The sequence below is a fragment of the Streptomyces sp. NBC_01224 genome (assembly GCF_036002945.1).
Classification (GTDB): Bacteria; Actinomycetota; Actinomycetes; order Streptomycetales; family Streptomycetaceae; genus Streptomyces.
Map to the genome: position 1 here is coordinate 2,928,679 of NZ_CP108529.1, position 14,097 is coordinate 2,942,775.

Genomic DNA, 14,097 nt, shown 5'->3' on the forward strand with positions numbered 1-14,097 from the left:
CGGTTCACTTGGGCAGCGGCACCGAAACCGCGGTGCCGTCGTCGTACACGACATGCACGACACCGCCGACCGGCAGCACCTGCGGGTCGAGCAGTTCCTGCTCCAGATCGACGCCATTGGTGACGGAGTCGTACGTCGGTGTCCTGGTCGGGCCCGGAGCGCCCGGAATCCGGGTCGTGGTGAGTGAACCCAGGGTGCCGTCGGGGCGGATCGGGACCGTGTACAGCGTCGTGCTGTCCGCCCACACCACCGTGTCCGCGACGATCAGCGGGTCGGAGACCGGGTTGCTCATCCCCTGCGCCACCTTTCCGCCGAGCGGGAACCGGCCGAGCGCCCGGCCGCCGTCGCGGCCCACGACGACGATCTCGTCCGGCACGTCCGACTCGTGCTCACTGCTCCGCCGCAACGTGATGACCCGGTCGCCGAGTGCCGTCAGCGCCGCGCCGGCGACGAGCGAGGAGTCCACCGGCACCCGCCCCTGCGTCTGGAGCGTCCCGGCTGCGAACCGCAGCACGGTCACGTCGTCCCCGAAACCGGAAGGGTCGTCGTTGGAGATGTAGGCGTCGCAGAAGGCGTAGCGGCCGCGCACCCGGAGCGACCCGCACCCCGAATTCGTCCTGTCCCCGGAAGCTTGCACAGCCTCGCCTCCGGCCGTGCCCAGCAACGAGCCGTCCTTCGGCCGGAAGGCCTTCGGTGCGTCCTCGCCGACCGCGTACACCACCGTGCCATCGGTGGCGACCGGCCAGAAGTTGCCCTTCTGGGCGTTGGAGATGTCCTGCGGGGCCAGCGGCTTCTGCCACTTGCGGGCGCCGGTCCTCAGGTCGTACGCGGCGAGCGCCGCGTCCTCAGGCGTCGAGGTGGTCGCGGCGAAGACCAGGCCGTCGACGACGACCGGCGCGCTGTCCAGGTCGTGCGCGCCGCCGGACGGGGTCTCCCAACGGACCGTACCGGTCTTCGCGTCCAGCGACCGCAGGCGTTCGCCCGCGGCAAGCAACACGGTGTCGTCGTACACAGTGGGCCGGGTGGCATCGGCCGGCATGAAGAACTGGCCGCGGGGCCCCCAGCCCGCCCTGTTCGAACTCTGTCCGGTGTCGAACGTCCACATCCGGCGACCGTCGGCCGCCGACACCGCCTCGTACGTACCGTCGACCAGTCGGCAGACCACGACATCACGGCCTGCGGCACAACCGATCGGAGACTTGGAGAACTTGCCCTGCCAGGACTTCGTCCACCCCGCCGGACGGACGTCACGGCCGTAGGGGACCGTGCCCGAGCCGTCCGGGCCGCCGTTCTCGTCCACACCGGCCACGATCCTGGCGGCTGCGGGTGAACCGCCCCCGGGGGATGCCTCGTTGGGCGTGGTGCGGTTGTTGCGCCAGGCCAGGATGCCCCCGGTGGCCGCGCCCAGCACGATCAGCGCGGCAAGGACCGCGCCCAGGGCGCGGCGGGAGCGGCGCGGCGGCTGCGCGAGGCCGGGGCCCTGGGTGGGTGCGATGTGCAGGCCCGGGGTGAAGTCGGTCCCCTGGGTGGGCAGTTGGTGGGGCGCGGCAGGGATTCCGGCGGCCGCCTCGGTCGGTGTGTACCCGGGCAGAAGCGGGCCGCCCAGCGCCATGACCCGGGCCAGTTCACGCTCGTACTCGGTGATGTGCTGCTCCACCGGCTCCGGCCACCGTGCGGCCGCGTCGGGGGCGAGCCGCTGTGCGAGTTCGGTAGCGGTGGGGCGGGAGGCGGGATCGGCGACCAGGCAGTCCTCCAGGACGGCACGCAGCGCTTCGGGCACATCGCCGAGATCGGCCTCGACGTACTTGACCCGGTAGAGCACGGCGGCGACCGGTCCGTCCCCGAAGGGATCGCGTCCGGTGGCCGCGTAACAGAGCACGGAGGCAAGGCAGAACACGTCGGAGGCGGATACGACGCGTCCGCTGCCCGCCACATGCTCCGGGGACATGAAGGCGGGGCTGCCGACCATGCGGCTGGTGGTGGTGAGCGGGGTCGCGCCGGCATCCCGGGCGATGCCGAAGTCGATGAGCCGCGGACCGTCCGACGCGAGCATCACATTGCCGGGTTTCACATCGCGGTGGACGATCCCTGCCGCGTGGACGGCCGCCAGGGCGCGGGCCAGTCCGGCACCGAGCATCCGTGTCTCGGCCTCGTCCATCGCGCCCGCCCTGCGGACGGCGGCGGACAGAGTCGGGCCGGCCACGTATCCGGTGGCGAGCCAGGGCACTTCGGCGTCGGCGTCCCCGTCGAGCAGCGGGGCGAGATGGGGGCCGACGACGGACCGGGCGACGGTGATCTCCCGTCGGAAGCGGCCCAGGAAGCCGGGGTCCTGGGCCACGTCGCGGCGGACCGTCTTGACGGCGACCGGTTCACCGCCTCCGTCCCGGGTACCGAGGAAGACCTCTCCCATGCCGCCCGCGCCGAGCCGGGCCTGTATCGCGTAGGGACCGATCCGTCTGGGCGAGTCCTCCCGCAGCGGACCCAGCATGCGCCACTCCCCCCGTCGGCACGCATGAAACGCCGGACACTCAGTTCACGTATCCGGCCGCAATCCTGCCACGGACACGTCACCGGTCGCAGCGTCGGTCAGCGCGAAAGCGCACCCCCGGACCACGACTGACGCATCTTCAGCAGTCAGGGACGGGTATGCGCGGCGCGACGGTTCCGCAGTGGCGGCGTACAGACGTTTCCGGACGGTCCCGGAAACGGCCCGCACGCCGCTCCCGGACCCGTCCGGACGGGATCAGGCCCCGGTGAGTCCTGCCACGAGCTCGTCCGCCGCCGCGTAGGGGTCGAGGCTCCCCGCCACGATGCGTTCGGCGAGCGCGCCGATGTGGCGGTCGCCGTGCAGATCGCCGATGCGCTCACGCAGCCGCGTGACGGCGATCGTCTCGACCTCGCGGGCCGCACGGGCCATGCGCCGCTCGGCGAGCACTCCGTGCTCCTCCATCCACGCCCGGTGCTTCTCCAGCGCCTCGACGACCTCGTCGATGCCCTCGCCCCGGGCGGCGACCGTCTTCACGATCGGCGGCCGCCAGTCGCCGGGACCGCGGGACTCGCCGAGGCCCAGCATGTGGTTGAGCTCGCGCGCGGTGGCGTCCGCGCCGTCCCGGTCGGCCTTGTTGACGACGTATACATCGCCGATCTCCAGGATTCCGGCCTTCGCCGCCTGGATGCCGTCGCCCATGCCGGGCGCCATCAGGACGACGGAGGTGTCGGCCTGGGAGGCGATCTCCACCTCCGACTGGCCGACGCCGACCGTCTCCACCAGGATCACTTCGCAGCCCGCAGCGTCCAGCACCCGGATCGCCTGCGGTGCCGACCAGGCGAGACCGCCCAGATGTCCTCGGGTGGCCATGGAGCGGATGTAGACGCCCGGGTCGGAGGCGTGCTCCGACATCCGGACCCGGTCGCCGAGGAGCGCCCCGCCGGAGAACGGCGAGGACGGGTCGACGGCCAGGACGCCGACCCGCTTGCCTGCCCGCCGGTACGCCGAGACCAGCGCCGACGTCGATGTCGATTTGCCGACACCGGGTGAGCCGGTCAGGCCGACGACGTACGCGTTGCCCGTCAGCGGCGCCAGGGCCGCCATCACCTCGCGCAGCTGCGGCGACGCTCCCTCCACCAGGGAGATGAGCCGGGCCACGGCCCGCGGCCGGCCCGCACGGGCCTGCTCGACCAGGGTGGGGACGTCCACCATCACCGCTCCGTTCACTCGCTTGAGTGCTCTACGTGTACTACGTACTGCCTGCCCGGGCCGTTCCTACTTGGGGACGCGGATGATCAGCGCGTCGCCCTGACCGCCGCCGCCGCACAGCGCCGCCGCACCGGTGCCGCCGCCGCGCCGCTTCAGTTCCAGCGCCAGGTGCAGCACCACCCGGGCGCCGGACATGCCGATCGGGTGACCCAGCGCGATGGCGCCGCCGTTGACGTTCACCCTTTCCGGGGTGACGCCGAGGTCCTTCATCGACTGGACGGCGACCGCGGCGAACGCCTCGTTGATCTCGATGAGGTCGAGGTCCGCGACCTCCAGGCCGTCCTTCTTCAGGGCGTGCTTGATGGCGTTGGACGGCTGCGACTGGAGCGAGTTGTCCGGACCCGCCACATTGCCGTGGGCGCCGATCTCGGCAATCCAGTCCAGGCCCAGTTCCTCGGCCTTGGTCCTGCTCATGACGACGACCGCGGCGGCGCCGTCGGAGATCTGCGAGGAGGTGCCCGCGGTGATCGTGCCGTCCTTGGTGAAGGCCGGGCGCAGCTTGCCGAGGGACTCCGCGGTCGTCTCCGGGCGGATGCCCTCGTCCTTGAAGAAGAGGACCGGGTCGCCCTTGCGCTGCGGGATCTCGACCGGGGTGATCTCGGCCTCGAAGATGCCGTTCTTCTGGGCAGCGGCGGCGCGCTGGTGGGAGAGGGCGCCGATCTCGTCCTGGTCGGCACGGTTCAGGCCGAGGCGGGTGTTGTGCTTCTCGGTGGATTCACCCATCGGGATGTTCTCGTAGGCGTCGGTCAGACCGTCGTACGCCATCGAGTCGAGCATCTCGATCGCGCCGTACTTGTAGCCCTCGCGGGACTTCGGGAGCAGGTGCGGGGCGTTCGTCATGGACTCCTGGCCACCGGCGACGACGACGTCGAACTCACCGGCGCGGATCAACTGGTCGGCGAGCGCGATCGCGTCGAGCCCGGACAGACACACCTTGTTGACGGTGAGCGCGGGGACGTTCATCGGGATGCCCGCCTTGACAGCGGCCTGGCGGGCCGGGATCTGGCCCGCACCGGCCTGCAGGACCTGGCCCATGATCACGTACTCGACCTGGTCGCCGCCGATGCCGGCCCGGTCCAGCGCGGCCTTGATGGCGAAGCCTCCGAGATCGGCCCCGGAGAAGCTCTTCAGCGAGCCGAGGAGACGGCCCATGGGCGTACGCGCGCCCGCGACGATCACTGAGGTGGTACCGGTCGTTCCTGACATGAGGCGCAGCCCCTTGGGATTAGGAGTGAACGAGGGTTTACATGAATGTACTGAGCGGTACCTCGCCCGTCATCCGGCAACGGGTGTGATCGCGCGCACGTTGCGTAACCATCGGTGTCGCGCTGCACTGGTTTCATGCTGACGCGAATCGACCACATCGGGATCGCCTGTTTCGACCTCGACAAGACCGTCGAGTTCTACCGCTCGACCTACGGGTTCGAGGTGTTCCACTCCGAGATCAACGAGGAGCAGGGCGTCCGGGAGGCCATGCTCAAGATCAACGATACGTCCGACGGCGGTGCTTCCTACCTCCAGCTGCTGGAGCCGACGCGGGAGGACTCGGCCGTGGGCAAGTGGCTGGCGAAGAACGGGGAGGGCGTCCACCACATCGCCTTCGGTACCGCGGACGTCGACGCCGACGCGGCGGACATCCGGGAGAAGGGGGTCAGGGTGCTGTACGACGAGCCCAGGACCGGTTCGATGGGGTCCCGGATCACGTTCCTGCACCCCAAGGACTGCCACGGCGTCCTCACCGAACTGGTCACGTCCGCAGCGGAGCACTGACCTCCGGATACCTGGCCCGGTAGAGTGGGCTCTTCCGGGCCGGGGCCGGGTCGGGGCCGTGCCGCGTCCCCAGCCGTGATCTGTCACCATTCCCCGGGGGACCGTTCACCGGCGAACGGTACTCGTTGGAGAGTTGCGACCAGGGGACGGATGGGACCGCGCAGTGCGGGGCTACGAACGCCAGGAGAGCCACCGAGCTGAAGACGACCATCTCTCGCGGTTCGAAGCCGAGATGGACCGGCTGAAGACCGACCGGGAGAAGGCCGTTCAGCACGCCGAGGACCTCGGTTACCAGGTCGAGGTCTTGCGCGCCAAGCTGCACGAGGCTCGGCGCAATCTCGCGACCCGTCCCGCATACGACAGCGCGGACATCGGCTACCAGGCCGAGCAGCTGCTCCGTAATGCCCAGATCCAGGCAGAGCAGCTGCGGACCGACGCCGAGCGGGAGCTCCGTGACGCCCGTGCGCAGACGCAGCGGATCCTGCAGGAGCATGCCGAGCACCAGGCGCGGCTCCAGGCCGAGCTGCACAACGAGGCCGTGCAGCGGCGCCAGCAGCTCGACCAGGAGCTGGCCGAGCGCCGTCAGACCGTCGAGTCCCATGTCAACGAGAACGTCGCCTGGGCCGAGCAGCTCAGGGCCAGGACCGAGTCCCAGGCGCGCCGACTGCTGGAGGAGTCCAGGGCCGAGGCCGAGCACTCCCTGGCGGCCGCGCGCGTCGAGGCGGGCCGGCTGGCGGACGAGACCCGGCAGCGGCTCGGCTCCGAGGCGGAGTCTGCCCGTACCGAGGCCGAGGCGATCCTGCTGCGCGCCCGCAAGGACGCCGAGCGGCTGCTGAACGCCGCCTCCAGCCAGGCGCAGGAGGCCACCAGCCACGCCGAGCAGCTGCGTACGTCGACGACGGCCGAGACCGAGCAGACCCGGCAGCAGACCGCCGAGCTGAACCGGGCCGCCGAGCAGCGCATGCAGGAGGCCGAGACCCAGCTGCGCGAGGCCCGCCTGGCGGCCGAGAAGGTCACCGGCGAGGCGAAGGAGGCCGCCGTCAAGCGGCTGGCCGCCGCCGAGTCGCAGAACGAGCAGCGCACCCGTACGGCCAAGTCGGAGATCGCCCGACTGGTCGGCGAGGCCACCAAGGACGCCGAGTCGCTCAAGGCCGAGGCCGAGCAGGCACTCGCCGATGCCCGCGCCGAGGCGGACCGGCTCAAGTCCGAGGCCTCCGAGAAGGCCCGCACGGCGGCCGCCGAGGACGCCGCTGCCCAGCTCTCCAAGGCCGCCAGGGCCGCTGAGGAAGTGCTGACCAAGGCATCCGAGGACGCGAAGTCCACCACCAGGGCGGCGAGCGAGGAGGCCGACCGGATCCGCCGCGAGGCGGAGGCCGAGGCGGACCGGCTGCGCGGCGAGGCCGCCGAGCAGGCCGATCAGCTCAAGGGCGCGGCCAAGGACGACACCAAGGAGTACCGGGCCAAGACGGTCGAGCTGCAGGAGGAGGCGCGCAGGCTGCGCGGCGAGGCCGAGCAGCTGCGCTCCGAGGCCGTCGCCGAGGGCGAGCGGATCCGTGGCGAGGCCCGCCGCGAGGCCGTCCAGCAGATCGAGGAAGGCGCGAAGACCGCCGAGGAGCTGCTGTCCAAGGCGAAGTCGGACGCGGAGGAGCTGCGCACCACCGCGGGCACGGAGAGCGAGCGGGTCCGTACCGAAGCGGCCGAGCGCGCCACCGCGCTGCGCAAGCAGGCCGAGGAGGCCCTGGAACGCGCCCGCGCCGAGGCCGAGCAGCTGCGTACCGAGTCCGAGGAGCAGGCCCGGTCCACCACCACCGCGGCCGAGCAGGCGGCGGCGGAGCTGCGCGAGGAGACCGAGCGTGCGGTCGCGGCCCGGCAGGCGGAGGCGGCCGACGAGCTGACCCGGCTGCACACCGAGGCCGAGACCAGGGTCACCACCGCCGAGCAGGCGCTCACGGACGCGCGTGCCGAGGCGGAGCGCATCCGGCGTGAGACGAACGAGGAGTCCGAGCGGCTGCGCGCGGAGGCCGCCGAGCGGCTGCGGGCGCTGCAGGAGCAGGCAGAGACCGAGGCGGAGCGGCTGCGCGACGAGGCCGCGGCGGACGCGTCGCGGTCGCGTGCGGAGGGCGAGTCCGCAGCCGTACGGCTGCGCAGCGAGGCGGCCGCCGAGGCGGAGCGGCTCAAGTCCGAGGCGCAGGAGAGCGCCGACCGGGTGCGGTCCGAGGCAGCTGCCGCCGCGGAGCGGGTGGGCACGGAGGCCGCCGAGGCGCTGGCCGCCGCGCAGGAGGAGGCGAACCGGCGCCGCCGGGAGTCCGAGGAGACCCTCGACGCGGCGCGCGCCGAGGCGAACCAGGAGCGCGAGCGGGCCCGCGAGCAGAGCGAGGAGCTTCTCGCCTCCGCCCGCAAGCGGGTCGAGCAGGCGCAGGCCGAGGCGCAGCGTCTGGTCGAGGAGGCGGACAGCCGGGCGACCGAGCTGGTCTCCACGGCCGAGCAGACAGCCCAGCAGGTACGGGATTCGGTCAACGGGCTGCAGGAGCAGGCCGAGGAGGAGATCGCCGGGCTGCGCTCCGCCGCCGAGCATGTCGCGGAACGGACGAAGTCCGAGGCGCAGGAGGAGGCGGACCGGGTCCGCGCCGATGCGCACGCGGAGCGGGAGCGGGCCGGCGAGGACGCGGCCCGGATCCGCCGGGAGGCGCAGGAGGAGTCCGAGGCCGCGAAGGCGATGGCCGAGCGGACCGTCTCCGACGCGATCACCGAGTCGGAGCGGCTGCGCGCGGACACCGCGGAGTACAGCCAGCGGATGCGTACCGAGGCCTCCGACGCGCTGGCCTCGGCCGAGCAGGACGCGGCCCGCAGCCGGGCCGAGGCCCGCGAGGACGCCAACCGGATGCGTTCCGATGCCGCGACCCAGGCCGACCGGCTGGTGGGCGAGGCGACGAGCGAGGCCGAGCGGATCCGTACGGAGTCGGCGCAACAGGCCACCCAGCTCGTCGAGGAGTCGACGCAACAGGCCACCCAGCTCGTCGAGGGGGCGACACAGCAGGCGGCCCGGGTGGCGGACGAGGCCGCGGACGAGGCCGAGCGGCTGCGCGCGGAGGCGGCGGCCACCGTCGGCTCCGCGCAGGAGCACGCGGCCCGCACCCGCGAGGAGTCGGAGCGGGTACGCGCCGACGCGGAGGCGGCGGCCGAGCAGATGCGTGCCGAGGCCCGTCAGGAGGCCGACCGGCTGCTCGACGAGGCGCGGGAGGCCGCGGCGAAGCGCCGTGCCGATGCCGCCGAACAGGCGGACCAGCTCATCAACAAGGCCCAGGAGGAGGCGTTGCGCGCCGCCACCGAGGCCGAGGAGCAGGCCGACACGATGGTCGGCGTGGCCCGTAAGGAGGCCGCGCGGATCACCTCGGAGGCGACCGTCGAGGGCAACTCCCTGGTGGAGCGCGCCCGTACGGACGCGGACGAGCTGCTGGTCGGCGCGCGCCGGGATGCCACGGCCATCCGGGAGCGTGCCGAGGAGCTCAGGGCCCGGATCGAGAGCGAGATCGAGGAACTGCACGACCGGGCCCGGCGGGAGACCTCCGAGCAGATGAAGACGGCGGGCGAGCGCGTCGACAACCTGATGAAGGCGGCGACCGAGCAGCGCGACGACGCGGCGGCCAAGGCCAAGGAGCTGCTGGCGGACGCCAATTCGGAGGCGAGCAAGGTCCGGATCGCGGCGGTGAAGCGGGCCGAGGCGCTGCTGAAGGAAGCCGAGCAGAAGAAGGCCACGCTGGTCCGTGAGGCCGAGAAGCTGCGGGCCGACGCCGAGGTCGAGGCGAAGCGTACGGTGGACGAGGGCAAGCGCGAGCTCGATCTGCTGGTGCGTCGGCGCCAGGACATCAACACCGAAATCTCCCGTGTCCAGGACGTGCTGGAGGCATTGGAGTCGTTCGAGACGCCGGCGGGCGGCGGCAAGGGCGCGGGTGGCGGCTCCGCCGGTGGCGTCAAAGCCGGTGCCTCAGCGGGCACTCGATCGAGTGGCAAGTCGTCCGAGGGGTAGTCGCCCTGTCATCTCCCGTGCTTCGTCAAGGACGTTCAACCCTCCGAGTGGCAAGAGTTGCGGGGGTTAGCCACTCAAAAGGGGTGTCATTCTCCAGATCAAACGGGCATCCACTCGATGACACGCCGCTCGGGCCCCTAGGATTCCCTCTAACACCTCACCGGTCTCATTCGACAGGAACCTCATGAGCGACCCTTCCTCCCCCTTCGGCTTCGAGCTCGTGCGACGTGGATACGACCGCGGTCAGGTGGATGACCGCATTACCAAGCTCGTCGCCGACCGTGATAGTGCTCTCGCCCGCATCACGTCTCTGGAAAAGCGCATCGAGGAGCTCCACCTCGAAACGCAGAACGCCCAGGCCCAGGTGAACGACGCGGAGCCGTCGTACGCCGGTCTCGGCGCGCGCGTGGAGAAGATTCTCCGCCTGGCCGAGGAGGAGGCGAAGGACCTGCGCGAGGAGGCCCGTCGCGCCGCCGAGCAGCACCGTGAGCTCGCCGAGTCGGCCGCCCAGCAGGTGCGCAACGACGCCGAGTCGTTCGCCGCCGAGCGCAAGGCGAAGGCCGAGGACGAGGGCGTCCGCATCGTCGACAAGGCCAAGGGTGAGGCCACCACGCTGCGCACCGACGCCCAGAAGGACGCGGCCCAGAAGCGCGAGGAGGCCGACGCCCTCTTCGAGGAGACCCGCGCCAAGGCCGCCCAGGCCGCCGCGGACTTCGAGACCAACCTCGCCAAGCGCCGCGACCAGTCGGAGCGCGACCTCGCGTCCCGTCAGGCCAAGGCCGAGAAGCGCCTCGCCGAGATCGAGCACCGCGCCGAGCAGCTCCGCCTGGAGGCCGAGAAGCTCCGTACGGACGCCGAGCGCCGGGCGCGTCAGACGGTGGAGACCGCGCAGCGCCAGTCCGAGGACATCGTGGCCGACGCGAACGCCAAGGCCGACCGGATCCGCAGCGAGTCGGAGCGCGAGCTGGCGGCGCTCACCAACCGCCGCGACTCGATCAACGCTCAGCTGACCAACGTCCGCGAGATGCTGGCGACGCTGACCGGTGCCGCGGTGGCCGCCGCCGGCTCCCCCGCCGACGACGAGCCGGTCACCCGCGGCGTCCCGGCTCAGCAGACCCGCTGACCCCGCCGTACCCCAGCTGTACTCCTCGCGCGCCCGGTTCCGCCCTTGTGGTGGCGCCGGGCGCGCGGCCGTTCTAGCGTGAACGCATGATCGAGCTTGATGGTCTCACCAAGCGCTTCGGCAACAAGGTTGCCGTCGACCGGCTTTCGTGCCGCGTCAGACCTGGAATGGTGACGGGCTTTCTGGGCCCCAACGGTGCGGGCAAGTCCACGACGATGCGGATGATGCTGGATCTCGACAACCCGACCAGCGGTTCGGTGCGCATCGACGGCAAGCACTATCGCGACCTGGAAGAACCCCTCAAGTACATCGGGGCGCTGCTCGACGCGAAGTCGATGCACGGCGGGCGCAGCGCGTACAACAATCTGCTCTGTCTCGCGCAGAGCAATCGCATCCCGGAGAGCCGGGTCCCGGAGGTGCTGGACACCGTCGGTCTGAGCGCGGTGGCGAGGAAGAAGTCGAAGGGCTTCTCCCTCGGCATGAGCCAGCGGCTCGGCATCGCGGCGGCGCTGCTCGGCGACCCGCAGGTGCTGCTCTTCGACGAGCCCGTCAACGGTCTCGACCCCGAGGGGATTCACTGGATCCGCAATCTGATGAAGGCGCTCGCCGCGGAAGGCCGGACGATCTTCGTCTCCTCGCATCTGATGAGCGAAATGGCCCTCACCGCGGACCATCTGATCGTGATCGGCCAGGGCCGGCTGCTCGCCGACACCTCGATGGCCGACTTCATCCACCAGAACTCCCGCAGTTATGTACGTCTGCGCTCCCCGCAACAGGAGCGGCTGCGCGATGTGCTGCACGAGGAGGGCCTGATCGTGGTCGAGACGGGCAGCGGCACGCTGGAGATCGACGGCGCCACCACCGAGGCGCTGGGAGAGCTCGCCGCCCGGCATCAGATCGTGCTGCACGAACTGAGCTCCCAGCGGGCCTCCCTGGAGGAAGCGTTCATGCAGATGACGGCGGACTCCGTGGAGTACCACGCACACTCGGAGGTCGGTGAGGCACCGTTGCCCGTGGGCCCGCACTGGGGTGACGAGTGGAACCAGCAGACCGCCGTCGGCACGGCCGGGAACGGCACGCCGGGCGTACCCGGCACCTCCGGCACCGGCAAGGGAGCGTGACGACGATGGCATCGGTACCCGCGGTCCTGACCTCCGAGTGGACCAAGATCCGTACGGTTTCGTCGACCGTCTGGACCCTGATCTCCGCGTTCGTCGTCACCGTCGCGATGAGCGCGGCGCTCTGCGCCCTGATGAACGCCCAGTTCGACGACCTCCCCCCGGCGGAGAGGGTCACCTTCGACCCGACCCTCATCAGCTTCTCCGGCATGGTCCTCGGCCAGCTGGCCATGGTCGTATTCGGTGTCCTGGTGGTCGGTACGGAGTACAGCTCGGGCATGATCCGCACCTCGCTGGCGGCCGTGCCCCAGCGCGGTTCGTTCCTCTTCAGCAAGGTCGCGGTGGCCGGTGTGCTGGCCCTGGTGGTCGGTATCGCCACCAGCTTCGTCTCGTTCTTCCTCGGGCAGTCCCTCCTCGGCGACCATCACACGGACATCGGTGCGGACAATGTCCTGCGCGCGGTGGTCGGCGGCGGCATCTACATGGGCCTGATCGGGATCTTCTCCATGGGTGTGGCGACGATGCTGCGCAGCTCCATGCTGTCGCTCGGCATCCTGATGCCGTTCTTCTTCCTGATCTCCCAGATCCTGTCGGCGGTCCCGGGCGCGAAGAAGGTCGCCCGCTACTTCCCCGACCAGGCCGGATCCAAGATCATGCAGGTTGTTCCGGACGCCATGAACAGCAACCCCGCTCCGTACGGACCGTGGGGCGGGCTCGGCATTCTGGTCGCTTGGGTGGCGGCCGCGCTGGTAGGCGGCTATCTCGTACTGAAGAAGCGGGACGCATGACCGGTGGGCGGGACCCATGGCCGGTGGGCGGACGCAAGACCTGACCGGCCCGGAAGCACTCCGTCCGCTCTGCCGGGGGGCGATGCGCTCTCGTAACGACTTGGTCGGAACCGTCAAGGCCTGGATATCCTCCTAACTCTTACGGGGGCGTGCGGCCTGACGGCCTGGGCCCCGACGACAGACGAAGTCGATGGGGCTGGAGCATGATCGAGGCAGTCGGCCTGACCAAGCGCTATGGCGCGAAGACGGCCGTTTACAACCTTTCCTTCCAGGTGCGGCCGGGGGCCGTCACCGGATTCCTCGGTCCCAATGGGTCGGGCAAGTCCACCACCATGCGCATGATGCTGGGCCTGGACCGACCGACTTCCGGCCATGTCACGATCGGCGGCCACCCCTTCCGCAGTCTGCCGAACGCTCCGCGGCAGGTGGGTGCGCTGCTGGACGCGAAGGCGGTGCACGGCGGGCGCAGCGCCCGTAACCACCTCCTCTCGCTCGCCCAGCTCGCCGGCATCCCGGCCGCCCGGGTCGACGAGGTGCTCGGTGTCGTCGGTCTCCACGACGTCGCGCGGAAGCGGTCCAGGGGCTTCTCGCTCGGTATGGGCCAGCGGCTCGGCATCGCGGCGGCGCTGCTCGGCGACCCGCAGGTGCTGCTCTTCGACGAGCCCGTCAACGGACTCGACCCCGAGGGCATCCTCTGGGTCCGCAATCTGATGAAGATGCTGGCGTCGGAGGGCCGTACGGTCTTCGTGTCCAGCCATCTGATGAGCGAAATGGCACTCACCGCCGACCACCTGATCGTGATCGGTCGCGGGCAGCTGCTCGCCGACATGAGCGTCAAGGACTTCATCTCCGCCAATTCGGCCGACTTCGCCCGGGTGCGGGTCGCGGACGGTGCGCAGGAGCAGCGGGAGAAGCTGACCGCCTCGCTCACCGAGGCGGGCGGCCAGGTCATGTCGGAGCCGGACGGGGCCCTGCGGATCACCGGTCTGCGGCTGCCGCGGATCAGCGATCTGGCACACGAGTCGGACGTCCGGCTGTGGGAGCTCTCGCCGCACCAGGCCTCGCTCGAGGAGGCATACATGCGGATGACGCAGGGCGCCGTGGACTACCGCTCGACGGTGGACCAGAAGGCCGGGCTGCAGCAGCCGGTGCACGGCGGGTACGGACAGCAGCCCGGGGCGCCGCAGCCGCCGGTCCCGGAGATGCCGCAGCAGGGCTGGTACGCCCCGCCGCCGCCCGGACAGAACCCGTACGCGGGAGCTCCGGCGGCACCCGCCGCCGCGGCCCCTGCAACCCCGGCTGCGCCCGCCGCGGCCCCTGCAGACCTGACCAAGCGCGAGACCAGCGAGGACGCCCGATGACCACACCGCCGACCCCGCAGGCGCCGTACCAGCAGCAGGCCCCGGTCCCCCAGCAGAACTGGCAGGACGCATCGGCCGGGCTCTACGCCTCACCGATCCCGGTGCGCCGCGCCACCCTCGGCGACGCGCTCGCCTCCGAGTGGACCAAGATCC

Annotated in this window: 9 protein-coding genes; 6 read left to right on the top strand and 3 right to left on the bottom strand. The window is 71.1% G+C overall.

All coding sequences use genetic code 11. The features are described 5' to 3' along the window. Window positions 1-4: 4 nt before the first annotated feature. The 3 genes from OG609_RS12485 to OG609_RS12495 form a co-directional block, all read right to left on the bottom strand. Window positions 5-2,488 carry a protein kinase domain-containing protein gene (locus tag OG609_RS12485; RefSeq protein ID WP_327272871.1) on the bottom strand — a complete coding sequence of 828 codons (2,484 nt, stop codon included), beginning with the start codon at window positions 2,486-2,488 and terminating at the stop codon, window positions 5-7. A gap of 255 nt (window positions 2,489-2,743) precedes the next feature. Then, complete coding sequence (meaB, locus tag OG609_RS12490) at window positions 2,744-3,700, bottom strand: methylmalonyl Co-A mutase-associated GTPase MeaB (protein WP_176740366.1); 957 nt, start codon at window positions 3,698-3,700, stop codon at window positions 2,744-2,746. A 63-nt stretch (window positions 3,701-3,763) separates the two neighbouring features. Then, window positions 3,764-4,963, bottom strand: coding sequence for an acetyl-CoA C-acetyltransferase (locus tag OG609_RS12495; protein WP_327272872.1), 1,200 nt, complete (start codon window positions 4,961-4,963; stop codon window positions 3,764-3,766). Between the two features lie 135 nt (window positions 4,964-5,098). Here OG609_RS12495 and mce point away from each other — a divergent pair, with 135 nt between their 5' ends. From mce to OG609_RS12525, 6 genes are all read left to right on the top strand, one after another. Next, a complete protein-coding gene (gene mce, locus OG609_RS12500; RefSeq protein WP_114246697.1) occupies window positions 5,099-5,527 on the top strand; it encodes a methylmalonyl-CoA epimerase in 429 nt (142 codons plus the stop codon). Window positions 5,528-5,690: 163 nt separating this feature from the next. Continuing rightward, on the top strand, window positions 5,691-9,554 hold the full coding sequence (gene scy, locus OG609_RS12505) for a polarized growth protein Scy (protein ID WP_327272873.1): 3,864 nt from the start codon (window positions 5,691-5,693) through the stop codon (window positions 9,552-9,554). 184 nt (window positions 9,555-9,738) lie between these two features. Continuing rightward, a complete protein-coding gene (locus OG609_RS12510; RefSeq protein ID WP_327272874.1) occupies window positions 9,739-10,677 on the top strand; it encodes a cellulose-binding protein in 939 nt (312 codons plus the stop codon). An 86-nt stretch (window positions 10,678-10,763) separates the two neighbouring features. After that, complete coding sequence (locus OG609_RS12515; protein WP_327272875.1) at window positions 10,764-11,798, top strand: ATP-binding cassette domain-containing protein; 1,035 nt, start codon at window positions 10,764-10,766, stop codon at window positions 11,796-11,798. A 5-nt stretch (window positions 11,799-11,803) separates the two neighbouring features. Further along, a complete protein-coding gene (locus OG609_RS12520) occupies window positions 11,804-12,583 on the top strand; it encodes an ABC transporter permease (protein ID WP_327272876.1) in 780 nt (259 codons plus the stop codon). 203 nt (window positions 12,584-12,786) lie between these two features. Beyond that, the gene (locus OG609_RS12525) at window positions 12,787-13,944 is read left to right on the top strand and encodes an ATP-binding cassette domain-containing protein (RefSeq protein WP_327272877.1); all 1,158 of its coding nucleotides are present in this window, start codon (window positions 12,787-12,789) and stop codon (window positions 13,942-13,944) included. Window positions 13,945-14,097 lie beyond the last annotated feature (153 nt).

Excerpts from the sequence above, each read along its gene's own strand:
- OG609_RS12485 (WP_327272871.1), bottom strand. The coding sequence starts at position 2,488 with ATGCTGGGTCCGCTGCGGGAGGACTCGCCCAGACGGATCGGTCCCTAC.
- meaB (WP_176740366.1), bottom strand. The coding sequence starts at position 3,700 with ATGGTGGACGTCCCCACCCTGGTCGAGCAGGCCCGTGCGGGCCGGCCG.
- OG609_RS12495 (WP_327272872.1), bottom strand. The coding sequence starts at position 4,963 with ATGTCAGGAACGACCGGTACCACCTCAGTGATCGTCGCGGGCGCGCGT.
- mce (WP_114246697.1), top strand. The coding sequence starts at position 5,099 with ATGCTGACGCGAATCGACCACATCGGGATCGCCTGTTTCGACCTCGAC.
- OG609_RS12510 (WP_327272874.1), top strand. The coding sequence starts at position 9,739 with ATGAGCGACCCTTCCTCCCCCTTCGGCTTCGAGCTCGTGCGACGTGGA.
- OG609_RS12515 (WP_327272875.1), top strand. The coding sequence starts at position 10,764 with ATGATCGAGCTTGATGGTCTCACCAAGCGCTTCGGCAACAAGGTTGCC.
- OG609_RS12520 (WP_327272876.1), top strand. The coding sequence starts at position 11,804 with ATGGCATCGGTACCCGCGGTCCTGACCTCCGAGTGGACCAAGATCCGT.
- OG609_RS12525 (WP_327272877.1), top strand. The coding sequence starts at position 12,787 with ATGATCGAGGCAGTCGGCCTGACCAAGCGCTATGGCGCGAAGACGGCC.